Source organism: Bosea sp. 124 (assembly GCF_003046175.1).
Classification (GTDB): Bacteria; Pseudomonadota; Alphaproteobacteria; order Rhizobiales; family Beijerinckiaceae; genus Allobosea.
This window is the reverse complement of record NZ_PZZM01000001.1, coordinates 4886048-4911943: the sequence shown is the minus strand read 5'-3', so window position 1 is coordinate 4911943 and position 25896 is coordinate 4886048. Positions and strand designations below refer to the sequence as shown.

Annotated in this window: 25 protein-coding genes; 13 read left to right on the top strand and 12 right to left on the bottom strand. The window is 67.6% G+C overall.

The features are described from left to right. Position 1: 1 nt before the first annotated feature. Genes C8D03_RS23240 through C8D03_RS23225 form a run of 4 tightly spaced genes read right to left on the bottom strand, consistent with a single transcriptional unit; the run spans position 2 to position 3381 of the window. The gene (locus C8D03_RS23240; protein WP_108050078.1) at positions 2 to 1201 is read right to left on the bottom strand and encodes an acyl-CoA dehydrogenase family protein; all 1200 of its coding nucleotides are present in this window, start codon (positions 1199 to 1201) and stop codon (positions 2 to 4) included. Between the two features lies 1 nt (position 1202). Next, entirely contained in the window at positions 1203 to 2039 is an 837-nt protein-coding gene (locus C8D03_RS23235; protein WP_108050076.1) for an enoyl-CoA hydratase family protein, read from the bottom strand. After that, positions 2039 to 2620: a MarR family winged helix-turn-helix transcriptional regulator gene (locus C8D03_RS23230; RefSeq protein ID WP_248308591.1), complete on the bottom strand. Its 582-nt coding sequence runs from the start codon at positions 2618 to 2620 to the stop codon at positions 2039 to 2041. Before C8D03_RS23230 ends, C8D03_RS23235 begins: the two co-directional genes overlap by 1 nt. Positions 2621 to 2625: 5 nt before the next feature. Further along, positions 2626 to 3381, bottom strand: a complete 756-nt coding sequence (locus tag C8D03_RS23225) for an SDR family NAD(P)-dependent oxidoreductase (RefSeq protein WP_108050074.1) — start codon at positions 3379 to 3381, stop codon at positions 2626 to 2628. 234 nt (positions 3382 to 3615) lie between these two features. Here C8D03_RS23225 and C8D03_RS23220 point away from each other — a divergent pair, with 234 nt between their 5' ends. The 4 genes from C8D03_RS23220 to C8D03_RS23205 all read left to right on the top strand — a co-directional run bounded on the left by C8D03_RS23220 (position 3616) and on the right by C8D03_RS23205 (position 8846). Next, positions 3616 to 5940, top strand: coding sequence for a bifunctional salicylyl-CoA 5-hydroxylase/oxidoreductase (locus C8D03_RS23220; protein ID WP_108050072.1), 2325 nt, complete (start codon positions 3616 to 3618; stop codon positions 5938 to 5940). 115 nt (positions 5941 to 6055) lie between these two features. Beyond that, the gene (locus tag C8D03_RS23215) at positions 6056 to 6394 is read left to right on the top strand and encodes a hypothetical protein (RefSeq protein WP_108050070.1); all 339 of its coding nucleotides are present in this window, start codon (positions 6056 to 6058) and stop codon (positions 6392 to 6394) included. A 175-nt stretch (positions 6395 to 6569) separates the two neighbouring features. Then, complete coding sequence (locus tag C8D03_RS23210) at positions 6570 to 7517, top strand: ring-cleaving dioxygenase (protein ID WP_108051933.1); 948 nt, start codon at positions 6570 to 6572, stop codon at positions 7515 to 7517. A gap of 216 nt (positions 7518 to 7733) precedes the next feature. Further along, on the top strand, positions 7734 to 8846 hold the full coding sequence (locus C8D03_RS23205) for a DUF2778 domain-containing protein (RefSeq protein WP_465246483.1): 1113 nt from the start codon (positions 7734 to 7736) through the stop codon (positions 8844 to 8846). A gap of 42 nt (positions 8847 to 8888) precedes the next feature. On the opposite strand, the gene C8D03_RS23200 is transcribed toward C8D03_RS23205, so the two are convergent. The 3 genes from C8D03_RS23200 to C8D03_RS23190 all read right to left on the bottom strand — a co-directional run bounded on the left by C8D03_RS23200 (position 8889) and on the right by C8D03_RS23190 (position 13375). Then, on the bottom strand, positions 8889 to 9275 hold the full coding sequence (locus C8D03_RS23200; protein ID WP_108050068.1) for a VOC family protein: 387 nt from the start codon (positions 9273 to 9275) through the stop codon (positions 8889 to 8891). Between the two features lie 41 nt (positions 9276 to 9316). Next, entirely contained in the window at positions 9317 to 11989 is a 2673-nt protein-coding gene (gene topA / locus C8D03_RS23195) for a type I DNA topoisomerase (RefSeq protein ID WP_108050066.1), read from the bottom strand. Positions 11990 to 12250: 261 nt separating this feature from the next. Continuing rightward, entirely contained in the window at positions 12251 to 13375 is a 1125-nt protein-coding gene (locus C8D03_RS23190) for a serine hydrolase domain-containing protein (protein ID WP_108050064.1), read from the bottom strand. Between the two features lie 169 nt (positions 13376 to 13544). Here C8D03_RS23190 and C8D03_RS23185 point away from each other — a divergent pair, with 169 nt between their 5' ends. The 6 genes from C8D03_RS23185 (at position 13545) to dprA (ending at position 19551) form a co-directional block, all read left to right on the top strand. Continuing rightward, on the top strand, positions 13545 to 14033 hold the full coding sequence (locus C8D03_RS23185) for a MarR family winged helix-turn-helix transcriptional regulator (protein ID WP_248308589.1): 489 nt from the start codon (positions 13545 to 13547) through the stop codon (positions 14031 to 14033). Beyond that, positions 14030 to 15235, top strand: coding sequence for a multidrug effflux MFS transporter (locus C8D03_RS23180; protein ID WP_108050062.1), 1206 nt, complete (start codon positions 14030 to 14032; stop codon positions 15233 to 15235). Before C8D03_RS23185 ends, C8D03_RS23180 begins: the two co-directional genes overlap by 4 nt. A gap of 133 nt (positions 15236 to 15368) precedes the next feature. Next, positions 15369 to 16313 (top strand): aspartate carbamoyltransferase catalytic subunit, encoded by a 945-nt coding sequence (locus C8D03_RS23175; RefSeq protein WP_108050060.1) that lies wholly within the window; start codon positions 15369 to 15371, stop codon positions 16311 to 16313. A gap of 25 nt (positions 16314 to 16338) precedes the next feature. Beyond that, positions 16339 to 17643 carry a dihydroorotase gene (pyrC, locus tag C8D03_RS23170; protein ID WP_108050058.1) on the top strand — a complete coding sequence of 435 codons (1305 nt, stop codon included), beginning with the start codon at positions 16339 to 16341 and terminating at the stop codon, positions 17641 to 17643. A 33-nt stretch (positions 17644 to 17676) separates the two neighbouring features. Continuing rightward, positions 17677 to 18300: a glycerol-3-phosphate 1-O-acyltransferase PlsY gene (gene plsY, locus C8D03_RS23165; protein WP_108050056.1), complete on the top strand. Its 624-nt coding sequence runs from the start codon at positions 17677 to 17679 to the stop codon at positions 18298 to 18300. 15 nt (positions 18301 to 18315) lie between these two features. Beyond that, positions 18316 to 19551, top strand: a complete 1236-nt coding sequence (dprA, locus tag C8D03_RS23160; RefSeq protein WP_108051930.1) for a DNA-processing protein DprA — start codon at positions 18316 to 18318, stop codon at positions 19549 to 19551. 81 nt (positions 19552 to 19632) lie between these two features. Here the strand turns inward: dprA and C8D03_RS26555 are convergent, their stop codons facing one another. Both C8D03_RS26555 and C8D03_RS23155 read right to left on the bottom strand, forming a co-directional pair. After that, on the bottom strand, positions 19633 to 19800 hold the full coding sequence (locus tag C8D03_RS26555) for a hypothetical protein (protein ID WP_181301196.1): 168 nt from the start codon (positions 19798 to 19800) through the stop codon (positions 19633 to 19635). A gap of 270 nt (positions 19801 to 20070) precedes the next feature. After that, positions 20071 to 20985, bottom strand: a complete 915-nt coding sequence (locus C8D03_RS23155; RefSeq protein ID WP_108050054.1) for an AEC family transporter — start codon at positions 20983 to 20985, stop codon at positions 20071 to 20073. Positions 20986 to 21289: 304 nt separating this feature from the next. Between C8D03_RS23155 and C8D03_RS23150 the strand changes: the two genes are divergently transcribed. Continuing rightward, on the top strand, positions 21290 to 21685 hold the full coding sequence (locus tag C8D03_RS23150) for a hypothetical protein (protein ID WP_108050053.1): 396 nt from the start codon (positions 21290 to 21292) through the stop codon (positions 21683 to 21685). Positions 21686 to 21739: 54 nt separating this feature from the next. Here C8D03_RS23150 and ruvX read toward each other — a convergent pair whose 3' ends face one another. The 3 genes from ruvX to C8D03_RS23135 form a co-directional block, all read right to left on the bottom strand. Next, positions 21740 to 22231, bottom strand: a complete 492-nt coding sequence (gene ruvX, locus C8D03_RS23145) for a Holliday junction resolvase RuvX (RefSeq protein WP_108050051.1) — start codon at positions 22229 to 22231, stop codon at positions 21740 to 21742. Positions 22232 to 22301: 70 nt separating this feature from the next. Beyond that, entirely contained in the window at positions 22302 to 23288 is a 987-nt protein-coding gene (locus C8D03_RS23140) for a tripartite tricarboxylate transporter substrate-binding protein (protein WP_108051929.1), read from the bottom strand. An 82-nt stretch (positions 23289 to 23370) separates the two neighbouring features. Then, positions 23371 to 24135: a GntR family transcriptional regulator gene (locus C8D03_RS23135; RefSeq protein WP_108050049.1), complete on the bottom strand. Its 765-nt coding sequence runs from the start codon at positions 24133 to 24135 to the stop codon at positions 23371 to 23373. A gap of 86 nt (positions 24136 to 24221) precedes the next feature. On the opposite strand from C8D03_RS23135, the gene C8D03_RS23130 reads away from it, so the two are divergent. Both C8D03_RS23130 and C8D03_RS23125 read left to right on the top strand, forming a co-directional pair. After that, the gene (locus C8D03_RS23130) at positions 24222 to 24509 is read left to right on the top strand and encodes a UxaA family hydrolase (RefSeq protein WP_108050047.1); all 288 of its coding nucleotides are present in this window, start codon (positions 24222 to 24224) and stop codon (positions 24507 to 24509) included. Between the two features lie 85 nt (positions 24510 to 24594). Further along, a complete protein-coding gene (locus C8D03_RS23125) occupies positions 24595 to 25875 on the top strand; it encodes a UxaA family hydrolase (protein WP_108050045.1) in 1281 nt (426 codons plus the stop codon). Positions 25876 to 25896 lie beyond the last annotated feature (21 nt).

The following is a 25896-nucleotide window of genomic DNA, read 5'->3' as shown; positions in this document are numbered from 1 at the left end:
TTCAGTTCTTGGCTTTGAGGAGGTCGCGCGCGATCACGACCTTCTGGACCTCGCTGGCGCCCTCGTAGATGCGCAGCGCCCTGATCTCCCGGTAGAGTTCCTCCACTTTGACGCCCTTGGTGACGCCGAGCCCGCCATGGATCTGGACGGCCCGGTCGATCACGCGTTGGGCGTTCTCTGTCGCGACGAGTTTGGCGAGTGCGGCCTCCCGTGTGACCCGCGCCGCGCCGCGATCCTTGGTCCAGGCGGCGCGATAGACCAGCAGGGCCGCCGCATCGACTTCCGCCGCGCTGTCGGCGATGGCCGCCTGCGAAAGCTGGAGATCGCCGAGCGTGCCGCCGAAGAGCTTGCGGCCATTGGCGTGGCTGAGCGTCTCGTGCAGCGCCCGTCGCGCGAAGCCGAGCGCCGCCGCGCCCACGGTCGAGCGGAAGATGTCGAGCGTCGCCATGGCGACCTTGAACCCGTCGCCGGCCCCGCCGATCCGGTTCTCGACCGGCACGCGGCAGGCCTCAAAGCGCAATGTCGCCAGCGGATGCGGTGCGATCACCTCGATCCGCTCGGTGATGCTCAGGCCCGGCGTATCGGCCTCGACCAGGAAGGCCGAGAGCCCGCGCGCACCGGGAGCCTCGCTCGTGCGGGCGAAGACGACGTAATGGTCGGCGATGCCGCCATTCGAGATCCAGGTCTTCTCGCCGTCGATGCGGAGATGGCCGTTGCCATCCGGCACGGCCGTCGTCGCCATCGCCGCGACATCCGAGCCGGCCTCCTTCTCCGAGAGCGCGAAGGCTGCGATCCGTGCGCCTTCGCAGATTCCGGGCAGGATGCGCGCCTTCATCGCCTCGGAACCCGCCACCGTGATCGCGCCGGTGCCGAGCCCCTGCATCGCGAAGGCGAAATCGGCGAGCCCGTCGCGTGCCGCCAAAATCTCTCGAGCGAGGCAGAGCGTGCGCACATCCAGCGCGGAATTCAGCCCGCCGAAGGCCTCCGGCACGACGGCGCGCAGGAAGCCGCCTTCGCCCAGCGCCTTGACGCGCGCCCGGCAGGCTGCGTCGACATCGTCATGCGGCAGGCCGGGCAAGGTCGCATCGGCCCAGCTCGACAGCTCTTCGGCGAAGCGCCGGTGCCGGTCTTCGAAGAACGGCCAGTCGAGCGTATCGCCGAGGATCGCCGTTCCGAGCCGTCCGCTGCCTTGCGCGCCCATCTCAGTTGCCCTCGAAGACCGGCTTCTGCTTCGCAGCGAAGGCGTGGTAGGCGCGGGCGAAATCCTCGGTCTGCATGCACAGCGCCTGCGCCACGGCTTCCGCCTCGATCGCGCTCTCGACCGACATCGCCCATTCCATTTCCAGCATGCGCTTGGTCATGGCGTTGGCGAAGGTCGGGCCGTCGGCCAGTTCGCCAGCGAGCGCCTGCGCCTCGGCCACGACGGCCTCCCGGGCGACGAGGCGGTTCAGGAAGCCCCAGCGCTCCGCCTCCTCGCCGCGCAGCACGCGGCCGGTGTAGAGCAGTTCGGCCGCACGCCCCTGACCGATGATGCGCGGCAGCATCGCGCAGGCGCCCATGTCGCAACCGGCGAGCCCGACACGGTTGAACAGGAAGGCGATCTTGGTCTCCGCCGTGCCGAGCCGCAGGTCGGAGGCCATCGCGATGATCGCGCCCGCGCCGGCGCAGATGCCGTCGAGCGCTGCGATCACCGGCTGCGGGCAACACCGGATCGCCTTGACCAGATCGCCCGTCATCCGCGTGAACCGGAGCAACTCCTTGGTCTCCATCGCGACCAGCGGGCCGATGATCTCGAAGACGTCGCCGCCGGACGAAAAATTGCCGCCCGCGCCTGTCACCACGATCGCCTTGACCTCGTCGTCCTTCTGCGCGGCGAGGAAGAAGTCCGTGAGTTCGCGGTAGCTTGCGAAGGTCAGCGGATTCTTTTTCTCAGGCCGGCTCAGCGTCACGGTCGCGACCTTCCCGGTGACCGAAAGCGCGAAATGTGCGGGCTCGAACTCCGCCAGAGGAAGGATCGTGGCATTGGCGAGGGTGGTCATCAGGCGTCTCCGGACCCGGTTTGATGTTTGCCGGTCTCGGTCTTGCCGGCTTCGTTCCTGTTCGCCTCCTGTGCCCGCGCCGCGATGGCGCGGTGCAGCGAGGTCTTGGTCTGTCCGAGCAGGCGAAACAGCTGCGCGATCTCCGGCTGGTCGAGCCCGGCGAAGAGCTCGGCGATCCAGCCCTCATGCCGCTCGGCCATGGCCTTGAAGGCCTTGCGGCCCTGTGCCGTCAGCGTCAGCACCTGCACGCGCCGGTCCTGCGTCGCGGCGCGCTTGTCGACGAGACCGTCCGCCAGAAGCCCGGCGACGACGGCCGTGACGTTCCCGTTCGAGACCATCAGCCGCTGCGAGACCTCGCCCACGGTCATGCCGGTGCTCGACTTGTCGAGCTGCGCCATCAGGTCGAAGCGCGGCAGCGTCGTCCTGAACTCCTCGCGCAGCCGGTTGCGGATCTCGGTCTCGATCAGGGTCGAGCAGGTCAGCATCCTGAGCCAGAGCCGCAATTCGTCCTTGTGGTCGCCGGGGCGCTCGCTGGCCTTGGTCTCGCGGTCGAGCATCAGGCCGGGGACGGTCGTCTCCATGGCTTTCAGAACTCCCCGCCATTGATCAGAAGTGACTGGCCGGTCACCGAGCCGCTGCCCGGTCCGCACAGATAGAGCACGCTGGCCGCGACCTCCCCGGGTGCGATCAGCCGGCCCTGCGGATTGGCCTTGACCATCTCGGCCAGCGCCTGCTCGCGGGTCGCGCCGGTCTTGGCGACGATGGTGTCGATGCCGCCAGCGACCATCTCGGTATCGGCGTAGCCCGGGCAGACCGCGTTGACCGTGACGCCGGAGCGCGCCGTCTCCAGCGCCAGCGACTTCACCAGCCCGACGACGGCATGCTTGGCTGCGACATAGGCCGAGACGTAAGGATAGCCGCGGTGGCCGGCGGTGGAGGCGATCGCGATCAGCCGGCCGTCGCCGCGCTCGATCATCCCGGGCAGGGCGGCGTGAAACAGGTTCACCGTGCCGATCAGGTTGATCTCGCTCAGCCGGCGGAAGCGCTCGGCCGGGCTGCGCAGGAACGGCCCGGTCTCGACGGCGCCCGCATTGGCGATGGCGATGTCGATGGGCTGGGTCTCCGCCAGACGGGAGACAGTGGCGGCCATGGCGGCCTCGTCGCCGACATCGCAGATCGCATAGGCGTCTGCATCGCCCGCCTCGCAGGCCGAAGCCAGCGCGGCCTCGTCGCGTCCGATGATCGCGACGCGGGCGCCGTGGCGCCGGAGCGTTGCGGCGATGGCCCGGCCGATGCCGCGCCCTCCACCCGTCACCACTGCGTGCCGCCCTGCCAGGAGCATTCGATCCACCTCCAGATGTGGACAATCTATTTTAGGTCTAAAGCATTTTGCAAGGGCTCGGTGGCGCCGGGCTCATTTTCGCAGAGCGTGTATGATTCTTCGTTGGAAAAACGGGTAAAACGGGCCGATTGACGACACCATAATTGATCTTGATCAAGGTCGTTCCATCGCCGCTTGAGCCTAAATTATTTTAGGCCTAAAATAATTTGGCAATCGGTTCTCGGGAGGGGCATCATGCGTATCGCGGTCGTCGGCGGCGGACCCGCCGGACTCTATTTCGCGCTCCTGATGAAGCGCGACTGGCCGGGCCTCGACATCACCGTCTTCGAGCGCAACCAGCCGGACGATACCTTCGGCTTCGGCGTGGTCTTCTCCGACCAGACGCTCGACATCTTCAAGGCGGCGGACGAGGCCAGCTATGCCGCGATCCGCGACAATTTTGCATACTGGGACGATATCGAGGTCCACTTCAAGGACAGCGTCCATCGCGTCTCCGGCAATGGCTTCTGCGGCTGCTCGCGTCGTTCGCTGCTGCTGCTCGTGCAGGCGAGGGCGCGTGAACTCGGCGTGACCCTGCGCTTTGGCGAGGAGGCCGCCGACATCGAGGTGCTGAAGCGCGACTACGACGTCGTCGTCGGGGCGGACGGCATCAACAGTCGCATCCGCGAGGGCTGGCGCGACCGCTTCCAGCCGGAGGTCGACCTGCGGCCCAACAAGTTCACCTGGATGGGCTCGACCCGGCCCTTCGACGCCTTCACCTTCTTCTTCAAGCAGACCGAGCATGGCGTCTTCATCGCCCATTGCTACCAGTATGAGGCGGGTCGCTCGACCTGGGTGCTGGAGACCGATCCCGGGACCTTTGCCAGGGCCGGGCTCGAAGCCATGGACGAGGCCGCCTCGGCCGCCTTCCTCGAAGGTGTCTTCGCCGAGGAACTGCAGGGCCATGGGCTGATCACCAACCGCTCGCTCTGGCGCAACTTCCCGATGATCCGCTGCCGCAATTGGGTCGTCGAGAATGTCGTGCTGCTCGGCGACGCCAAGGCGACGGCGCACTTTTCGATCGGGTCCGGCACCAAGCTGGCGATGGAGGACGCCATCGGCCTGCACAAGGCCTTCCACAAGGCCGGCCTGCATGTCGGCGAGGCGCTGGCGCTGTTCGAGCGCACCCGCCGCGAGGAGGTCGAGAAGACGCAACATGCGGCCGATGTCTCGCTGGTCTGGTTCGAGCAGCTCGGGCGTTTCTGGGATTTCGATCCCTTGCGTTTCGCCTTCGGACTGATGACGCGCTCCAAGGCCATCACCTATGACAACCTGGCCTTGCGCGCACCGGCCATGGTCGGGGCGGTCGATGCGATGGTCGCGGCCGAACTCGGTCCGCTCGCGCGGCGCCGCAAGGACGGCTCGCCCGTGCCACCGGCCTTCCAGCCGCTGATGCTGCGCGAGATGCGCATCGAGAACCGCATGGTGCTGGCGCCGATGTGCCAGTATTCCGCCGAAGACGGCGTCCCGGGCGACTGGCACCTGATGCATTACGGCTCGCGCGCGATTGGCGGGCCGGGCCTGCTCTTCACCGAAATGACTTGCGTCGCGGTCGATGCCCGCATTACGCCGGGCTGCGCCGGGCTCTACACGGACGAGCAAGAAGCCGCCTGGACGCGCATCGTCGCTTTCGTCCACGCGAACTCGGCCGCGAAGCTTTGCCTCCAGCTCGGCCATGCCGGGCGCAAGGGCGCGACGAAGCTGATGTGGGACGGGATGGACCGGCCGCTGGCGGAGGGCGCCTGGCCGATCATCTCGGCCTCCGCCTTGCCCTACTACCCCGAGAGCCAGGTCCCTCGCGAGATGGATCGCGCCGACATGGACCGGGTCAAGGCCGAGTTCGTCTTCGCTGCCGCGCGCGGCATCCGCGCTGGATTCGACATGCTGGAACTGCATTGTGCCCATGGCTATCTGCTGGCGAGCTTCCTCTCGCCGCTGACCAACCGCCGCACGGACGACTATGGCGGTTCGGTCGGAAACCGCCTGCGCTATCCGCTCGAGATCTTTCGCGCCCTGCGTGAGGTCTGGCCACGGGAGAAGCCGATGTCGGTGCGCATCTCCGCGACCGACTGGGCCCAGGGCGGCCTCTCGGCTGCGGATTCTGTTGCCATCGCGGAGGCCTTCGGTGCCGAGGGCTGCGACCTCGTCGATGTCTCGACCGGCCAGACCGTGCGGGAATCGCGGCCGCTCTATGGCCGCATGTTCCAGACACCGTTCTCGGACCAGATCCGCAACGAGGCCGGCATCGCGACGATGTGCGTCGGCAACATCACGACGGCCGACCAGGCCAACACCATCGTCGCCTCGGGCCGCGCCGACCTCGTCGCGCTGGGGCGCCCGCACCTCGCCGACCCTGCCTTCGTGCTCCGGGCGGCAGCCTGGTACGATGTCGATCTGATGCAGCCGGTCCAGTACCAGCCCGGCAAGGACCAGCTTATGCGCAACACCCCGCGCGAGCGGCAGGATCTCGAAGAGCTGAAGCTCAAGGCCAAGCCGGGCCGCCACGCGCTCTCGGCCTGATCGGCCGGCCTCCGCCGTCAGGCGCCGTGGCGCCTCGCGGCGGAACATCCCGCGCCGAGCAGGGTTCCCTGATCGGAAGCCTGCCGATCGTGCGGGCTGCGAAAGGGGACATCCAATGCTTCGCACGCTGCCGGGCCTCGCGCTCGCCGTAACCCTGTCGTCTCTGGCCCTGACGGCCGCAGCGCAGACGACGTCGCCGACCACCACGCGGCCGGACAAGCCGGCGGAAGCCCAGGCCAGCGGCGGACTCGGCCCGAAGACCACCGATCCGACCCAGATCGACAAGGGCCAGAACATGATCCTGCCTTCGGCCGGGCGCTCCGACGAATCCGCCGCCCCGACGATGGTGTTCGATTGCAAGGCCAAGCCGCAGGATTGCACGACGCCTGCCAGCCCGTCCGATAAGGCGAGCACACCCGCGACCTCGGCGACCACGCCGCCTGCGAAGCCTTGAGCCTCTGTGGCTGATCGGGCGGTGCCTGGATCGAGATCGGCGCGGCGCGCCTGACGAAATTGCATCGACGCAATAGTATGATTGCCTTCTGGGGCATTCCATTGCGTTGAAGGCACGTTATCTCTGGCTGCAACAGCCGAGCCCTTTGGCCGGCGTCCATGTTGAGGGCCATTCGATGAAGCTCACAGGCATCCACCACGTCACGGCGATCTCGGCCGATGCGCCCGCCAACCGGCGCTTCTATGCCGAAACGCTCGGCATGCGCCTGGTCAAGAAGACGGTGAATCAGGACGATACCTCCGCCTATCACCTGTTCTACGCCGATGGCGCCGGCTCGCCCGGTAGCGACCTGACCTTCTTCGACTGGCCAGCGTCCCCGGCGCGCCGGGGCACGCACGCCATCAGCCGCACCTCCCTGCGCGTTGCCGACGAGGCTTCTCTGGAGTGGTGGCGCGCTCGCCTCACTGAGGCAGGCGTGGCCGTGACGCCGGTCCGCCAGATCAACGGGCGCCCGGCGGTCGACTTCGAGGATCCGGAGGGCCAGCGCCTGACCCTCATCGCCGATGGCGGCGCGATCCCCTTCGTCGTGTGGGACAGGAGCTCGGTTCCGGCCGAGCACCAGATTCGCGGGCTCGGGCCCGTCACCATCTCGGTGCCGAAGCTCGAGCGCACCGAGGTCGTGCTGACCCAGCTCCTCGGCCTCGAACGCATCGGGAGCTATCGCGATGCGGGCCATGCCACAGGCGACATCCACGTCTTCAGGATCGGCGAGGGTGGCCCGGATGCAGAGCTCCATGTCGCGGTCGAGCCCGATCTGCCGCAGGCTCGCGAAGGGGCCGGCGGCGTGCACCATCTGGCCTTGCGCACGCCGACCTTCGCCGATTACGACGCCTGGGCGGAACGCCTTCGCGCGGCCGGCTATCCCAATAGCGGGCCGGTCGATCGCTTCTATTTCCGCTCGCTCTATCTGCGCGAGCCGAACGGAATCCTGATCGAGATCGCGACGGACGAGCCCGGCTTCGCCACCGACGAGCCGGCCGAGACGATGGGCGAGAAGCTCTCTTTGCCGCCCTTCCTGGAGGGCAAGCGCGCCCAGATCGAAGCCGGGCTGAAGCCTCTTTGAACTGACGATCGCCCAGTCACATATCCGGGCGGAGACGAGACGGCGCGGCGGACCGGCATCGGTTCCGCCGCGCTTTTTTTTATCGGAATTCGACGCAGGCGATTCACCCGGCTTTAACCACGTGGGCCTCTACTCGAATCCGGCAAGGTTGCCGGTTTTTCCGCTGTCTTTTCGGATGGCGGGGCGTGTGTTGCGTCGGGTCGAGAGCGTAGCGTGATGTCGGGACAGGGCTATAGGCTGCGCAAGGCCGGGCGCATGCGCTACCGGGTCGGCCACAACGTCTTTCTCCAGATCGCCGTCATCGTCGTCGCCTGCGGCGTCGGCTACGTCGCGCTCGATCCGGGGCAGGAGGCGCGGATTCCGGCCCGCGCGACGGTCCAGCTCGACGTGATGACGACCGGCTCTCTCCCATCGTCGTCAACGGCTTATCGCGATCTCCTGAAGCCGGGCTTCACACTGGGAACGACGCCCGGTTCCTTCGGCGGCAATCGGCTGATGCAGGCTTCGCTCCAGCGCAGCGAGGCGTCCGAGGCGACCCTGCCGGCGCCGGAGCGTCCGGCTGCACTGGCTGCCATCCAGCCTTCGCAACCACTCCCGGCCGCTTCCGTCGCCGTTCCGCCTGCCGACGCTCTGGCGACGGCGACGCAAGCGGTCTCGCGCATCGTCAAGGATGCACCGCTGCCGACGCCGCGTCCGGCCGAACTGAAGCAGCCCGCGACCGCAGAGCCGCCCGCCATCGCATTGCGTCAGCCCGCACGCCGCGTGAAGGTCGCGGCAACACCGGAACCCGCCGTCGAGGACAACCGCTCCTTCATCGAAAAGCTGTTCAGCGCGCCGCGGCAGCCGAACGGGCCCGCCATGGCGTATGCTGCGCCCGAGGACGATGTCGTCGACCGCTCGCGCGGCAGGCGCCTCAGCCCCTCCTTCGGGCCGGCGGTGAGCACGGCGCAGGGAACGGCGATCTACGACATCAGCGCCAGGGTCGTCCATATGCCGAATGGCGACAGGCTGGAAGCCCATTCCGGCCTCGGCGACAAGATGGACGACCCGCGCTTCGTCCATATCCGGATGAAGGGCGCGACGCCGCCGCACACCTACACGTTGACCGAGCGCGAGGCCCTGTTCCACGGCCACCGCGCCCTGCGCCTGCACCCGGTCGGCGGCAGCGGCGCGATCCATGGCCGCGCCGGCCTGCTGACCCACCCCTATCTCCTCGGCCCCAACGGCGATTCGAACGGCTGCGTGTCCTTCAAGGACTATGACCGCTTCCTGCAGGCCTATCTGCGCGGTGAGGTCAGGCGCCTCGTCGTCGTGGCCAGCCTGAACTGAGGGCAGGGGGCGCTCATCCGGCAGGCTTTACTCCGGCGGGCCCTATTCGGGAGCGTGGCAGACCGCTTCGATGTTGTTGCCGTCCGGATCGAGCACGAAGGCGCCATAGTAGTTCGGGTGATAGTGCAGCCGCAGGCCCGGTGGGCCGTTATCCGTTCCGCCGGCTTTCAGCGCGGCATCATGGAAGGCGCGAACCTCGGCGCGCGACGCCACCGCGAAGGCGACATGCAGGCCCGAGACCGGGCGCGCGCCGCTGCTGATCCAGAAGAACGGCTTGCCCTTTGCCCCGAAGCCGAGATGGGCAGCGCCGCCGGTCTGCTCTGCCGTCACCTCGGCGACGAGAGCGATCGCCAGCGGCGCGAGCGCCTGCGCATAGAAGGCCCGCGACCGCTCCAGATCAGCGACGGCAAAGCCGAGATGATCGATCATGGAGCCTCTCCCGCCGGCATCGAGCTGGCCTTGGTCGAACTTCAGCCCTTGGCGGCGGCCTTGGGCTTGGCGGTCGCGGCTTTCGCAGGCGCCTTCGGCTTCGACGCGGCTTTCTTCGCGGCAGGTTTGGCCTTGGCCCCCGCGGCTTTGGGCTTCGCCGTCGCCTTGCCCGGGCCTTTGACGCCGCTCGACTCGGCCTTGGCGTTGACCAGTTCGACCGCCTGATCGAGCGTGATCGCCTCCTGCGTCATGGCCTTGGGCAGGGTCGCATTGACCTTGCCCCAGTTGACGTAGGGACCGTATTTGCCGGCCCGGACCACGAGCTTGCCGCCGCCGGGATGCTCGCCGAGATCGCGGCCGGGCACTGCCGCGCCGCGCCCGAAGCGGCTGCCGCCACCGCCGCTCTCCTTGGCGACGATCAGGTCGATGGCGCGGTTGCCGCCGATCTGCAGGATATCGTCGTCCTTGTCGATATTGGCGTAGGTCTTGCCGTGCTGGACGTAAGGTCCGTAGCGGCCGATTCCGGCCAGGATCGGCTCGCCGCTTTCGGGATGCTTGGCGACCTCCTTGGGCAGCGAGAGCAGCGCCAGCGCCTTTTCGAGATCGACGCTGCCCGGGCTCATGCCCTTGGGCAGGCTGGAGCGCTTCGGCTTTTCGCCCTCGCCGAGCTGGATATAGGGGCCAAAACGGCCGTCGCGGATCGTCACCTCGGCTTCCGTGACCGGGTCCTTGCCGAGAACGCGCACGCCCGGCGCGCCGGTTCCGCCTTCGGCGGTGGCTTCGCCGTCCGCCGCCTGGACGGTCAGGGGGCGCGTATAACGGCATTCGGGATAGTTCGAGCAGCCTACGAAGGCGCCGAACTTGCCGAGCTTCAGCGACAGCGTCCCGGTGCCGCAAACCTGGCAGGAGCGCGGATCGCCGCCATCCTCCCGCTGCGGGAAGACATGGGCGCCGAGCACGCCGTTCAGCGCCTCCAGAACCTCGGTGACGCGCAGATCCTTGGTGTCGCCGATCGACCTGGTGAATTCCTCCCAGAACTCGCGCAGCAGCACCTTCCAGTCGATCTCGGCATTCGAGACGCGGTCGAGCTTCTCCTCGAGGTTCGCGGTGAAGTCGAACTCGACATAGCGCTTGAAGAAGCTCTCGAGGAACGCCGTCACCAGCATGCCCTTGTCCTCGGGCACGAGGCGCTTCTTCTCGATGCGGACATATTCGCGGTCGCGCAGCGTCGAGAGCGTCGCCGCATAGGTCGAGGGCCGGCCGATGCCGAGCTCCTCCATGCGCTTGACGAGGCTGGCTTCCGAATAGCGCGGCGGCGGCTCGGTGAAGTGCTGATCGGCGGCGATGGCACGCTTTTCGAGCGGGTCGCCATCCTTCATCGCCGGCAGCTTCTTGGAGTCCTCGTCCTCCTCGTCGTCGCGGCTCTCCTGATAGAGCGTCAGGAAGCCGTCGAAGAGGGTGACCTGCCCGGTGGCGCGCAGCTCGAGATTGCGCCCTGCGACCTTGGCCGCAATGTCGACCGTGGTGCGCTCCAGCGAGGCCGATTCCATCTGGCTCGCGATGGTGCGCTTCCAGATCAGCTCGTAGAGCCTGGCCTGCTCCGGCTCGAGATGGCGCATCACCATCGCGGGCAGCCGGCCGAGATCGGTCGGGCGGATGGCCTCGTGGGCCTCCTGAGCATTCTTGGCCTTGACGGTGTATTTGCGCGGAACGCCCGGTACGTAGTCGTCGCCGAACTCCTTGCCGATGACGCGGCGGGCAGCGGCAATCGCCGAGCCGTCCATGTCGACGCCGTCCGTCCGCATATAGGTGATCAGGCCGACGGTCTCGCCGCCGATGTCGACGCCCTCATAGAGCCGCTGCGCGAGCTGCATCGTGCGGGCCGGCGCAAGGCCGAGCTTGCGCGAGGCCTCCTGCTGCAGGGTCGAGGTCTGGAAGGGCGGATAGGGATGGCGCTTGACCGGCTTGGCCTCGACGCTGGCGACGTTGAACGCAGCCGTCTCCAGCGCCTCCTTGAAGGCCCTGGCCTCGTCGCCGGTGCCGATGTCGAGCCGCGTGATCTTCTTGCCGTCGGCGCCGACGAGCCGGGCGTCGAAGACGCCGCCGGCGGCCGTCGCCAGCGTCGCGACCAGCGACCAGTACTCGCGGGCCCGGAAGGCCTCGATCTCGCGCTCGCGGTCGCAGACGATGCGCAGCGCCACCGACTGGACGCGGCCGGCCGAGCGCGCGCCCGGCAGCTTGCGCCAGAGCACCGGCGAAAGCGTGAAGCCGACGAGATAGTCCAGCGCGCGGCGGGCCAGATAGGCATCGACCAGCGCCTGGTCGACCTGGCGCGGATTGGCGAGCGCGGTCTGCACCGCATCCTTGGTGACGGCATTGAAGGTGACGCGCTCGACGGGAATGCCCTTCAGCGCGCGCTTGGCGTTCAGCGCCTCCAGCACGTGCCAGGAAATCGCCTCGCCCTCGCGGTCCGGGTCGGTCGCCAGGATCAGCTTGTCGGCACCCTTCAGCGCCTTGACGATCTCGGCGACCTGCTTGGCGCCGCGCCCCTCGATCTCCCACTTCATCGCGAAGTCATTGTCCGGCTCCACCGAGCCGTCCTTGGCAGGCAGGTCGCGGATATGCCCGAACGAGGCGATCACCTCGTAGTCCGAGCCGAGATACTTGTTGATCGTCTTGGCCTTGGCCGGCGACTCGACGACGAGGAGCTTCATGGTGCGGTGTCTCGGTAACAGCCTCATCGGAGCGCGAAACCGGCCCTGGGGGCGATCTCGCGACCGGTGACGGACCCGGCGGTTCGGAATTGCGCGCGAAAGTGGTTCAGGGAGCAGGCCGTGTCAAACGCCGTTTACGCTTTTGCGGCGTTCGGCGGCGTTTTGGCCACAATCCCCAAGGCCCGCCCCAAGGCCTGCCTGAGATGGCGAGTCAGGTGCCGCCGCACAAGGGCGGCACCCTTCGTGCGATCTGTGCCGGTTTCAGCGCAATGCGCCGTAAAGCGCCGTCAGGAAGCCGTCATAGGAGGCGCCGTCGATCCAGCGCAGCACCGCGACGAGATCGTGCTCGGGATCGACGAGGATCACGTTGGTGCCGGCGCCCAGCGCCCAGAACGCGCTCGCAGGCACGCCGGCCTTCGTCGAGGCGCCGCGGTTCAGCCACCAGAGATAGCCGTAATTCGGGAGCGTCGGGGAGGGGGAGACCATCTGCGCAATCCAGTCGGCGGAAAGCAGCGAGCGGCCGTCCCATTCGCCCTTGCGCGCCATCAGCAGCCCGAAGCGGGCATGGTCGCGCGCGCCGATGAACAGCCCGCCGCCCCAATGTCCGCCGCCGGGCACCGACTGCATGCGCTGGCCGTCGATCTCGACGAAGGAATTCTCGTAGCCCTGCCATTCCCAGTCCGCCGAGGCGCCGATCGGGCCCATGATGCGCTCGCGCAAAACCTCAGGCAGCGGCTTGCGGAAGCGCTGCAGCAGGCAATATCCGAGCAGGTTCACGCGGACATCGTTGTATTCGTAGAAGCTGCCGGGCGTCTTGAGCTCCCGGCGCTGGCCCTTGCGGCTGTTGTCGGCGCCGGGCCCGATCTGGCGGTTGTGGTCGACCTGATCGGACTTCTCGAAAATCTCGCCCTGCCACTCGCTCGATTGCTGCAGCAGGTGCCGCCAGGTGATCCCGGCATTATGGTCACTAGCGAAGAACGGTCCGGACACGGTCTTGCCCACGGCGTCGTCGAGATCGCGGATCAGCCCGTCTTGCACGGCAAGGCCGGTGAGAACGGACAGATAGCTCTTGGCGATCGAGAAGGTCATGTCGGCGCGGCTCGTGTCGCCCCATTCGACGACGATCCGCCCGCCCTTCAAAACGAGGCCGGCCGGACCGCCGCGCTCGCGGACAGGGCCGACGATCTCGCTCCAGGGGCCGCTTTCGTTCCACTCGACATTCCCGACATAGCGCCCGTCGGGATAAAACAGGCTGCGCGGCCAGGGGCTGTCATGGCTCTGGGCGAAAGCGACGGCGGCATCGAGCCGCGCCCCATCGAAGCCGGCCTCGGTGGGGGCGATGCTCTCCCAGGCGGCGCCGTGGTCTGCGGGGACATAGGCAGGCAAGGGTGGATCCTTTCACGGCGGGGCGGGCGGGCGTCCTTCGCCGTGTCGCCCAAAGACGCCCCATGCGCAAGGCGCAAGCATCCTGCGAGATGGGCGGAGCCGCCATGACAAAGGGGCATTTCAAAATAGATGCAGATACAATTATTGTGTCTGCATCCAAGAAGGCGACATGATCACAAAAGGCGACATGGACGCGACCACCTCGAAAGACATGATCGGCCGCACGGTGGCACGCACGGCGCGGGTCTGGCGCCGGGCGCTCGACATTCGCCTCCAGGCTTTCGGCCTGACCGAAGCGACCTGGCTGCCGCTGCTCCATCTGTCGCGCGCCGGGGAGCCGATGCGCCAGAAGGACCTCGCCGCATCGCTCGGCCTTGACGGCTCTACCGTCGCGCGGCTGCTCGACGGGCTGCAGGCCTCCGCGCTGATCGAGCGACGGGAGGACGAGGAGGATCGCCGCGCCAAGACGATCCACCTGACACGCGAAGGCGAGACGCTCGTCGACCGTGTCGAGACGGTGTCGCGCGACGTCAGGCTCGCCGCGATCCGGGACATCCCGGAGGAGGATCTCCTGCACACGATCGCCGTGCTCGATCGCATCTGCGAAGCGCTCGCCATGCCCGTTGAAAAAGTGCCTGCCGACAAGGCCGCGACATGACGCCCGACATGTCGTCGACCGGGCCGATCCGCCCGGCTCCTCTGTGGCTGCTCGCCATGATCACCTTCAGCGGCACCTTTGCCATGCATGTCTTCGTGCCGGCTCTGCCGCTGGCGGCGCGCGATCTCGACGCCAGTGCCGGCTCGCTGCAACTGACGATCAGCTTCTACATTCTCGGCCTCGCCTTTGGGCAGCTTTTCTACGGCCCGATCTCGGACCGCTATGGCCGCCGGCCGGTGCTGATGGTCGGTCTGGTCGTCTACACTCTCGCCAGCCTTGCCGCCGCTCTGACACCGGGGCCCGAGGCTCTGATCGCCACGCGCCTGGTGCAGGCGCTTGGCGGCTGTGCCGGCCTCGTGCTCGGCCGGGCGATCGTGCGCGACCGTTCGGGCGTGACCGATGCCATGCGCCGGCTCGCGACCATGAACCTGGTCGTCGTACTCGGGCCGGGTATCGCGCCGCTGATCGGCACGCTGGTCTCGGAAACGCTTGGGTGGCGCGCGATCTTCTGTGGCCTCGCCGCGCTGGGCGTCGCCAATCTCCTGCTGACCTGGCGAGTCCTGCCCGAGACGGCCCGCATTGAGCCGGGCAGGGATCTGGGCGCGGTGCTGCGCAGCTATAGCCGCCTGCTCAAGGCGCCGGTCTTTCTCGGTTATGCGGTCGGCGGCAGCTTCGCGACGACGCCGATGTATGGCTTCATCAGCGCTGCGCCCTTCATCTTCGGCAAGGAATTGCATCGCCCTCCGCATGAGGTCGGCATCTTGATCGCCCTCGTCGTCACCGGCTTCTGGTTCGGGAACCTCTGCTCGACCCGACTCGTCAGGCGGGTCAGCGTCTCCAGGCTGATGACCGGCGGCAGCGCGGTCAGCCTGATCGGGGCGCTGCTGCTGCTCGGCGGCGCGCTGTCAGGCCATCTGAGCGTCGCGCTTACACTGGCCGGAGCGTCATTATTCACCTTCGGCGCCGGCCTGGCGAGCGCTGCGGCGCTGGCGGAGGCGCTGAGCGTCGAGCCGCTTCTGGCGGGCTCTGCCTCTGGCTTCTACGGCTTCATCCAGATGATGATCGGCGCGCTCGCAACCTCCCTGACGGGGCTCGGCAACCAGCCCTCGCTTGCCGCCGGCATGGTGCTGACGGGGGCGGCGCTTGCGGCACAGCTCTTCTTTGCCTGGGCCTTGCGGGCGCGCCGACTCGCTGCCGTCTAGAACCTGGCGGCCCCGCCGACAGAGTGACGATCCAGGGCCGTGGGGTTTCACGATCTGCCAGGCTTTTGTCCCCGAGCGATTTGTCGGCGAGCCTTGCGCTGACCCCGACTCGCGCCTAAACACCCCTCTTCAAATGACATCGCCAGCACCGCTCTATCCGCACCGGCATCTCCTCGGCATCGAGGGGCTCTCCCATTTGGACATCGAGGCGCTGCTGGACAGGGCCGACGCCTATGTCGCGCTCTCCCGCCAGGTCGAGAAAAAGACCGCGACGCTGCGCGGCCGCACCCAGATCAACCTGTTCTTCGAGCCCTCGACCCGGACGCAGGCCTCCTTCGAGCTCGCCGGCAAGCGGCTTGGCGCCGATGTCATGAACATGTCGGTCGCCTCCTCCTCGGTGAAGAAGGGCGAGACGCTGATCGATACGGCTGCGACGCTGAACGCGATGCGCCCCGACATCATCGTCGTGCGCCATCACGCCGCCGGCGCGGTCAACCTGCTCGCCCGCAAGGTCGGCTGCTCGGTCGTGAATGCCGGCGACGGCGCCCACGAGCATCCGACGCAGGCCCTGCTCGACGCCCTGACCATCCGCCGCAACAAGGGCCGCATCGCCGGGCTGACCGTGGCGATCTGCGGCGACATCCTGCATTCGCGCGTGGCGCGCTCGAACATCATCCTGCTGAATGCGCTCGGCGCGAAAGTCCGCCTGATCGCCCCCTCGACGCTGCTGCCGGCCGGTATCGAGCGCATGGGTGTCGAGATTTTCACCGACATGAACAAGGGCCTTGAGGGCGCCGACATCGTGATGATGCTGCGTCTTCAGCTCGAGCGCATGCATGGCGCCTTCGTACCGTCCTCGAAGGAGTATTTCCGCTATTTCGGGCTCGACCGCGACAAGCTGGAGCGCGCGCAGCCGGACGCGCTGGTAATGCATCCAGGCCCGATGAACCGTGGCGTCGAAATCTCGTCCGAGGTTGCCGACGGCGCCCAGTCGTTGATCCGCGAACAGGTCGAGATGGGCGTCGCGGTGCGCATGGCGGTGCTCGACGCGCTGGCGCAGCATCTGCCCAATGTTTGAGGCAAACGCGCGAGTGGAACCGGGCATGGCCGAGCTTCAGGACATCGCGTTCGTCAATGCGCGCCTTGTCGACCCTGCCACGGGGCGCGACGAGCCGGGCTCGCTTTTGCTGCGCGCCGGCGTCATCGCCGCGGTCGGCTGGGGCGGGGCGGCACCGGAAACGGGCGAGGGCGTCCGCCGCATCGATGCGAAGGGCCTTGTGCTGGCGCCCGGCCTCGTCGACCTGCGTGCCTTCCTGGGTGAGCCCGGCGCCGAGTTTCGCGAGACGCTGGGCACCGGCTCGCAGGCGGCGGCTGCCGGCGGCGTCACCACCATCGTCTGCCGGCCGGACACCGACCCGCCGATCGACGATCCCGCGATCATCGACTTCATCAAGCGCCGCGCCCGCGACAAGGCGATCGTCAACGTGCTGCCCTGCGCCGCCCTGACCAAGGGTCTGCATGGCAAGGAGATCACCGAGTTCGGTCTGCTGCTCGAGGCCGGGGCGGTCGCGTTCGGAGATGGTGCGAAGGCTCTGCGCAACCCGCAGATCATGCGCCGCGCGATGATCTACGCCCGCGATTTCGACGCGCTGATCATGAACCATGTCGAGGACCCGGACCTGCGCGGCTCCGGCGTCATGAACGACGGCGAGTTCGCCAGCCGCCGAGGCCTGCCGGGCATTCCGCGCGAGGCGGAGACGGTGATGCTGGAGCGCGACCTCAGGCTCGCCAGGGCGACCGGCGGCCGCTACCACGCCGCCATGATCTCCTGCGCCGACTCGGTTGAACTCATGCGCCGGGCCAAGGCCGAGGGGCTGCGCGTCACCTGCGGCGCCTCGATCAACAATCTGACGCTGAATGAGAACGACGTCGGCGACTACCGCACCTTCTGCAAGGTCTCGCCGCCCTTGCGCGACGAGCAGGAGCGCCTCGCTCTGGTCGCGGCGCTGGCGGAAGGCGTCATCGACGTCGTCGTTTCCGATCACGACCCGCAGGATGTCGAGACCAAGCGTCAGCCCTTTGCCGAGGCCGCCGACGGCGCGCTCGGCATCGAGACCCTGCTCTCGGCTTCGTTGCGGATGGTGCAGGCCGAACAGATCGCGCTGCCTGACCTGCTGGCGGCGCTGTCGACGCGGCCGGCCCGGTTGCTTGGGCTCGGCTGCGGGCGCCTCGCGCCCGGCGCACCGGCCGATCTGATGCTGCTCGATCCCGATGCGCCCTATGTCGTCGACAAGCGCAAGCTAAAGTCGCGCGCCAAGAACTCGCCCTTCGACGAGGCCCGGCTTCAAGGCCTGGTCGAGGCCACCTTCGTCGGTGGCCGCATGGTCTATGAGGCACCTGCGGCATAGGTTACGCTGCGCGCGCGGGACGAGAGGGGCTGCATGTCGGATCTGTTGAACTGGGGCCTGTCCTGGCCGGCCTTCGCCATGGCCCTCCTGCTCGGCTACCTGCTCGGCTCGATTCCCTTCGGCATCGTGCTGACGAAGCTGAGCGGCGGGCCTGACCTGCGCAGCATCGGCTCCGGCAATATCGGCGCGACCAATGTGCTCCGCACCGGCAACAAGAAGCTCGCGGCGGCGACGCTGCTCGGCGACATGCTCAAGGGCACAGCGGCGGTCGTGATCGGTTTTTTTGCGCTCGGCGCCCCTCAGGCGGCTCTCGTTGCGGGCCTCGGCGCCTTTCTCGGCCATCTCTTCCCGGTCTGGATCGGCTTCAGGGGCGGCAAGGGCGTCGCGACCTATCTCGGCGTGCTGATCGGCATCGCCTGGCCGGTGGCGCTCGCCTTCGCCGCGATCTGGCTCGCTGTCGCGAAGCTCTCGAAATACTCGTCGCTCTCGGCCCTGACGGCGAGCCTGGCCACGCCTGTCCTGCTCTGGTTCGCCATGGACCACCGTCAGGCGGCATTGCTCATGGCCGGACTGACCGTGCTGCTCTGGTTCATGCATCGAACCAACATCGCCCGCCTGCTCTCGGGCACCGAGGGCAAGATCGGCCAGAAGGGCTGAGGCGGCATGGCTGGCATCGTTCTCACCGATCGCCAGCGCCTCGATTGGCTTCGCCTGATCCGCAGCGAAAGCATTGGGCCGCGCACCTTCCGCTCGCTGATGAACCGCTTCGGCGGAGCCGCCGCCGCAGTGGAGGCCCTGCCCGATCTCGCCCGCCAGGCCGGCCGCGACATCCGCATCTGCACGATGGCGGAAGCCGAGCGCGAGGCCGAGGCATTGCGCCGGCTCGGCGGCCGGCTGGTCGCGATGGGGGAGGCTCATTATCCGCGACCGCTCCAGGCGATCGACACCGCCCCGCCGCTGATCGCCGTCCTCGGCCGGCCCGAGGTTCTGCTGCGCCCTTGCGTGGCGCTGGTCGGCTCCCGCAACGCCTCGGCCGCGGGGCTCAAATTCACCGCCCGTCTGGCGCGCGATCTCGGCGAGGCCGGCTTCGTTGTCGTCTCCGGTCTGGCCCGCGGGATCGACACGGCGGCTCATGAGGCCAGCGTGCAGAGCGGCACCGTCGCGGTCCTCGCCGGGGGTCTCGACGAAATCTATCCGCCGCAGAATGCACCGCTGCTGCAGCGGCTGCTGGCGGAGGGCGCAGCGGTCAGCGAGATGCCCCTGGGGCTGGCCCCGCGCGGGCGGGATTTCCCGCGCCGCAACCGGTTGGTCTCGGGCCTTTCGCTTGGCACGGTCGTGGTCGAGGCGGCGCGCAAATCCGGCTCGCTGATCACGGCACGCTTCGCCAATGAGCAGGGCAGGCTGGTCTTCGCCGTACCGGGCTCACCGCTCGATCCGCGTGCGGAAGGCGGCAACCACCTGATCCGCGAGGGCGCGACGCTCTGCGCCGATGCCTCCCATGTCATCGAGGCGCTGACACCGTTGCTCCACGGTGATGCCGGCTTCCTTCCGCCGCCGCCCGCCATGCGCGAAGGGGCAGGAGAGGATCGGGTGCAGGCGCTCTGGGACGAACTCGACCTGCCGGGGATCGGGGCCGCGTCCTCTGCAGCGGTTCCCGAGCCGGAGACGCTGGCAAGCGCGATACCGGGCGTTGCGATACTGGGTGCCTCCATACCGGGTGCGGTCGATGCCGCGGACCTGCGCCGCCTCGTCCTGCAGCTTCTCGGCAGCGCGCCAATCTCGGTCGACGACCTCGTCCACGCCAGCGGGCGTTCCGCCCGCGAGATCAGCCGGACGGTGCTGGATCTCGAACTCGACAGCCTGCTCCGCCGTCATCCCGGCGGCTCGCTGACCCGGATCGAGCCCTGAGCCCCGCTCGTTGCGTTACGTTGCAACCTGAGATTGCTGACCGTTGCCCGGCAGCCAATTCGGCCGACGAAATCGTGCCGGCTAAGAATCTCCGGTGCTGCCTGTCTCGCCACCGGATCGCGCGAGGCGCTCGCCCTGGATCGAGGCTTCCAGCCGCGCCATCTCGAGAAAATAGGCGAGACCGTCGAGATCGGCCGAGCGGGCCATGGCGCGCAGCCCTGCGGTCAGACCTTCGATATAAGCGGCCACCTCACGTTGCGTCGCGTGCAGGCCGCCGGTTTCTGGGCGGTTTGCAGCTCTTCCTCCACCAGCCGCCACGGGCTCGACCGCGTCATGCCGCGGCTTGGCCTCGTCATGCGGGACAAGCGGGTTGCACCCTTTTGACGTCATTGCCGACGGACCCCCTGCGAGTCTTGGACTTGGCTGAATGGCTGGGTCGCGACCGCACCCATGGGGGAGCGAGTCGCGATAACACAATCATAGAGTGTATACGGTGCCGATCACAAGCGGCTGTTCGCCTCAACCGAGGAAAAGCACCGCCAGCGGCAGGGTCGCGAGAGCGAGCAGGGTCTGGAGCGTGGTGATTTCGGCCATCAGCGGCGCATCGCCCCCCAGATCGCGCGCCAGAAAATAGGCCGCCGTCGCCGTCGGCACCGAGGCTGCGACGATGGTCATGGTCAGGGCCGGGCCGGAAAGACCCAGGGAGCGGCCGATCGTCCAGGCCAGGAGCGGCATCACGACGAGCTTGAGCGTGATCGCGATCCAGTGGGCGAGCCGTGGCCGCGCCAGGCTGCGCAGATCGAGTCCGGCCCCGACCGCCAGCAGGCCGACGCCGAGCGCAGCGCGCCCCATGACGTCGAGATAGGTGACGATCGGCACCGGCAGCATCCACTGCAACTGGTTCAGCACGAGCCCCAGCGCCGACGACCAGATGAAGGGATTGAAGGCGATCGAGCGCGCCGTCGCGAGGGCACCCATCGGCCGGCCATTGGCATAGCGCGCCAGGACCACGACGCAGAGCACGTTGAGCAGCGGAATCATCGCGGCAACCGCGATCGCCATCAGCGTGGTCCCGTCGCGCCCGAGCAGGCCCGCCGCCATGGCGAGCCCGATGAAGGTGTTCCACCGGATCGAGCCCTGGAAGATCGAGGTGAAGGCCGGCCCGTCGATGCCGGCGCGCAGCAGCAGCGGTCGCGACGCCAGGAGAAGGCCGGCGACGGTGAGGATCGTCAGGACCAGGCTCATGCCCATGGCCAGCACCGGCAGCCGGCCGAGATCGGCCACGGCCAGCGTATGGACCACCACGGCCGGGAACAGCACCTGATAGGTCAGGCGTTCGACGCCGAGCCAATGTGCAGGCGAGACCGTGCCGCGGACCTTGAGGACCCAGCCCGTCGCGATGACGAGGAAGACGGCGATCAGGCTGGCGAGCATGGCATCTGGGAACGAATCGGAGGGATGGGGAGAGGAACCGCCATCGGGCTCCAGCTCCTGCCCGCCGACCCGGGTGGAACAAGAGTGATGGGCTCCTCGTTGATGTCAACGAGACAGCCGTTGTCGAGCCGGAGGGGCCTCAGCGCCACTCCTTTCATGGCGGTCGCCATGCGGCAATGGCGACAGGTTGGGGCGGCATTGCGTTCGCCGCAATCCGGCCGAGATTGGTTCACGCCGCATTCAATCGCGCGGGACGAAACTTCCCGTCAGGTCGGGAATATCCCGGCAAGAAGGAGATTTGATCATGATGTCTCTCAGGAAGACCGCCATCGTCGCGCTCGCCTCGGTGGGCGTCGTTTCGGCCGGCTTCGTCGCGCCAGCCTTCGCCGCACCCCGCAGCTTCGACGCTGCCAGGCTCGACAAGGCGCCGGCCGCGTATAGCCAGTATTATCGCGGCTACCGCGGTGGATGGCGTGGCGGTAACCGCGGCGCCGCCGTTGCAGCCGGTGTCGGCCTTGGCATCCTCGGGGCGGCGGCCATCGCGTCCAGCCGCGGCGCCTATGCCGACCCATACTATTATGACGACGGCTACGGGTATGGCTACGCGCCGGTCTACGAGGCCCCGCCGGTCTACGCGCCCGCGCCCGTCTATCGTCGCAACTACTACCGGCCGAGCTACGATTTCCGCGACCACCGCTGAGGGCGGCCGGAACTCCATGGACCCGCGTGCCCCAGGGCGCGCGGGTCATTTGGCTCAGTCTTGCGGCGTTTCATCCGGCGGCATCCGCATCAGCCGGTCGAGCGCCCCTTGCAGGATGTAGGCGGCTGCCATCTTGTCGACGACGGCCGCCCGCTTGGCGCGCGACGCATCCGCATCGAGCAGCGTCCGCGTGACGGCCATGGTCGACATGCGCTCGTCCCAGAACACGGTCGGCAGGTTCGTCAGCGGCCCGAGATTGCGCACGAAGGCGCGGGTCGACTGCACGCGCGGACCTTCCGTGCCGTCCATGTTGAGCGGCAGGCCGATCACGAGGCCGGCGACCGCATGCTTTTCGGCGATCTTGAGCAGCGCAGCGGCGTCCTGGCCGAACTTGACCCGGCGGATCGTTTCCAGAGGCGTCGCGATCTGCCGTTCGACGTCCGACAGCGCCAGGCCGATCGTCTTGGTCCCGAGGTCGAGGCCGAGCAGCCGCGCATGATCGGGCAGGGCGAGAAAGGCTTCGAGCGGCACGATGTTGCTGGGCATGCCGAGGCGGTAGCATGCGCCACCGCTTGAGGCGAGCGGCGCATGCCCGAGGGTTTGGTCAGGCTCGCGGTCAGCCCTGCGGCTTGACGCCGGCAGCCGCCAGCGAGGTCGCCCATTTGTCGACCTCGGCCGCGAACAGCTTCGCATGCGCGTCGCGCGTCCACTCGGCTTCGGGGAACGTGCTGGTGCCGAAGGCCTTGAACTTCTCGACCACGGCCGCGTCCTTGAGTGCGACGCGCAGCGCGGCGTTCAGCTTGTCGAGCACCGCAGCCGGCGTGCCCTTCGGCGCGTAGAGCCCGTGCCAGATCGTCATGTCGAGCTTGGCGCCGGCCTCCGCCATGGTCGGCGTGTCGGGCAGCACGTCGAGCCGCTGCGCCGAGGTCACGGCGTAGGCCCGAATGCTCTTGCCCTGGATCTGCGGGATCGCCGAGGTCGACTGGTCGCAGAGGATGTCGATCTGTCCTCCGACGAGGTCGTTCATCGCAGGGCCGGTGCCGCGATAGGCGACCTGGTTGAACTTGGCCCCGAGTTGCTGAGACATCAGCACGGCGCAGAGATGCGCGTTGGAGCCGACGCCGGCATGGGCGATCGTCAATTTGTCGGCATTCTCCTTGATGTAGGCGAAGAAGGCCTTGGCGTCCGTCGGAGGCAGGGCGAGTTTGCTGGCGATCACCATCGGCCCGGTGTTGACCAGCCCGATCGGGGCGAAGGCCGTCTTCGTGTCGTAGCCGAGATTGGCATAGAGCGCCGGCGCAGCGGCGAGCGCCAGATGATGGATCAGGATCGTATGTCCGTCCGGCTCGGCTGCAGCGACGCGCTTGGCGCCGGCCGTTCCACCGGCTCCGGCGACGTTCTCCACCACCACCGGCTGACCCAGCGTCTTGCTCATCTGCTCGCCCAGCAGGCGGGCGATCACGTCGCTCGGTCCGCCGGCTGCGAAGGAGACGATCACTGTGATCGGCTTGGTCGGAAAGGCTTGTGCCAGCGCGGGCGCGGACAGGCCGGATGCGGACAGGCCAAGGGCCAGCAGCCCGGCAAGGGTCGTTCGTTTCGTCATGCTCATGCGTATCCTCCATTGGTCGTGATGAACGGCCGCTCTGTGTCGGCTTGGGTGGGTAAGTTCAGGGACCTCGAACGCGTCAGCGCAGATCGGACTGGTAGTGAGCCTCCTCCGTCAGACACAGGCTGAGACGACGCTCGACGGCCGAACCGTCGAGCGAAAGGGCGATGCGGTCGATCTCGAGGGCGGGTGTGCCGGCCGCGACGCCGAGATGGCGCGCCTGATCGGCTGACAGCGCCACCGCCTTCAGGCGCTCGCGGGCGTTCGCGATGGTGATGCCGTAGCGGGTCGCAAACAGGCTGTAGAGGTTGTTCGGCACCGACGCGTCCTGCAGCCCCGGGAAGACATGGGCGGGCAGGCTGACGGTCTCGAGGATCAGCGGCGACCCGCCCAGCGAGCGGATGCGGCGGATGCGGATGACGCGCTCCTCGGCCTGCAGGTTCAGCGCCGTGCGTTCGGCCGCATCGGCCGCCCCGCTCGCGATGTCGAGCACCGCGCTGTCGGGAAAGCGCGCGACCCCGTCATCGGAAACCAGCTTGAAGAACTGAAACAGGATGCGCTGCTCGTCATGCTCGGCGACGAAGGTGCCGCGGCCCTGCCGGCGCACCAGCAGGTTCTCCGCGGCGAGCTCGTCCAGCGCCTTCCTGACCGTGCCCTGGCTGACGCCGATCTCGCTGGCGAGCTGGCCTTCGCTCGGCAGGGCCATACCGGGAGCCCAGCTCCCGTCGACGAGTCGGCGCACGAAATTCGCCTTGACCTGACGGTAAAGCGGCCGAAATCCGAGGATTTCGGCCCCGCTGGCCGTTTCCGGTCGCGTTGCAATTTCGAGCTTGTGCTCAGTCATGTGTCTTATATAAGACTTGTCGCAAGGCCGGTCGAGTCCTGAATTCAGGCGGGAAGCCGGACAAGAATGGCTGTGAGGAGACAAAGATGAGCAAACCCCACCTCCTGGTTCACGAGAAGAAGGACACCGTCGGCGTCGTCGTCGTCGAGGGTCTGAAGGCCGGCACCGACATGCTCTGCGTCGTCACGCACGACAATTCCGATTTCCGCCTGGCGGCGAAGATGGACATCCCGATCGGCCATAAGGTTGCGCTCAAGGACATCAAGAAGGGCGAGACGATCTGGAAATACGGCCAGGACATCGGCCAGGCCAAGGCCGATGTGAAGCAGGGCGAGCACCTGCATGTCCACAACGCCAAGACCAAGCGCTGGTGAGCGCAGCGCTCACGAGTTCGATCTGATTCCAGCCAGAACGGGGCTCCCGGCAAGGTCGAGCCCACCCAGAACAAGAGGAAACGCCATGTCGATTGTCGCCAATTTCGATCTCGTGAAAGGCAAGCTCGCCAGGATCAAGGGCCGCAAGATCGAGGCCCCCGAATTCAAGACCCCGGTGGTCAAGCGCCCGACCGGCCGCAGCCTCGATTCCTTCACCGGCTGGCGCCGCGAGAACGGCCGCGTCGGCGTACGCAACCACGTCCTGCTGCTGCCGCTCGACGATCTCTCGAATGCCGCCTGCGAGGCCGTCGCCAACAACGTCAAGGGCACGCTGGCGATCCCGCATGCCTATGGCCGCCTGCAGTTCGGCGAGGATCTCGACCTGCATTTCCGCACCCTGATCGGCACGGGCTCGAACCCGAACGTCGCCGCCGTCATCGTCATCGGCATCGAGGATGGCTGGACCAAGCGCGTCGTCGACGGCATCGCCGCCACCGGCAAGCCGGTCGTCGGCTTCGGCATCGAGGGCCATGGCGACATCTCGACCATCGCCCGTGCCTCCTACGTCGCCAAGGAATTCGTCCAGTGGGCGACCGAACTGCAGCGCGTGAAATGCGGCATCGAGGAGCTCTGGGTCTCGACCAAATGCGGTGAATCGGACACCACGACCGGCCTGTCGTCCTGCCCGACCGTCGGCAACATGTACGACAAGTGGATCCCGCGCGGCGTCTATGGCGTCTTCGGCGAGACCTCCGAGATCACCGGCGCCGAGCACCTCTGCAAGGCGCGCGCGGCGACGCCGGAGGTGGGCGAGCGCTGGTACAAGATGTGGAAGGCCTATCAGGACGACGTCATTGAGGCCCACAAGACCGACGACCTCTCGGATTCGCAGCCGACCAAGGGTAACATCGCCGGCGGCCTGACCACGATCGAGGAAAAGGCGCTCGGCAATCTCGAGAAGATCGGCCGCGAGTGCAAATACATCGACATCCTGCAGCCGGCCGAGGCGCCGGCCAAGGGGCCGGGCCTCTATTACATGGACACCTCGTCCGCGGCGGCCGAATGCGTCACGCTGATGGCGGCCGGCGGCTATGTCGTGCACACCTTCCCGACCGGGCAGGGCAACGTCATCGGCAACCCGATCGTGCCGGTCATCAAGATCACCGGCAACCCCAAGACGATGCGCACTATGCCGGAGCATATCGACGTCGACGTCTCCGGCATCCTGCGCCGCGACATGACGATCCCGCAGGCCGGCGACGCCCTGATCGAGAACATCGTGCGCACCGCCAATGGCCGCCTGACTGCGGCGGAAGCATTGGGGCACCGCGAATTCTCGATGACCAAGCTCTACCGCTCGGCCTGAGCCGCTGCTAACAGCCGGGGC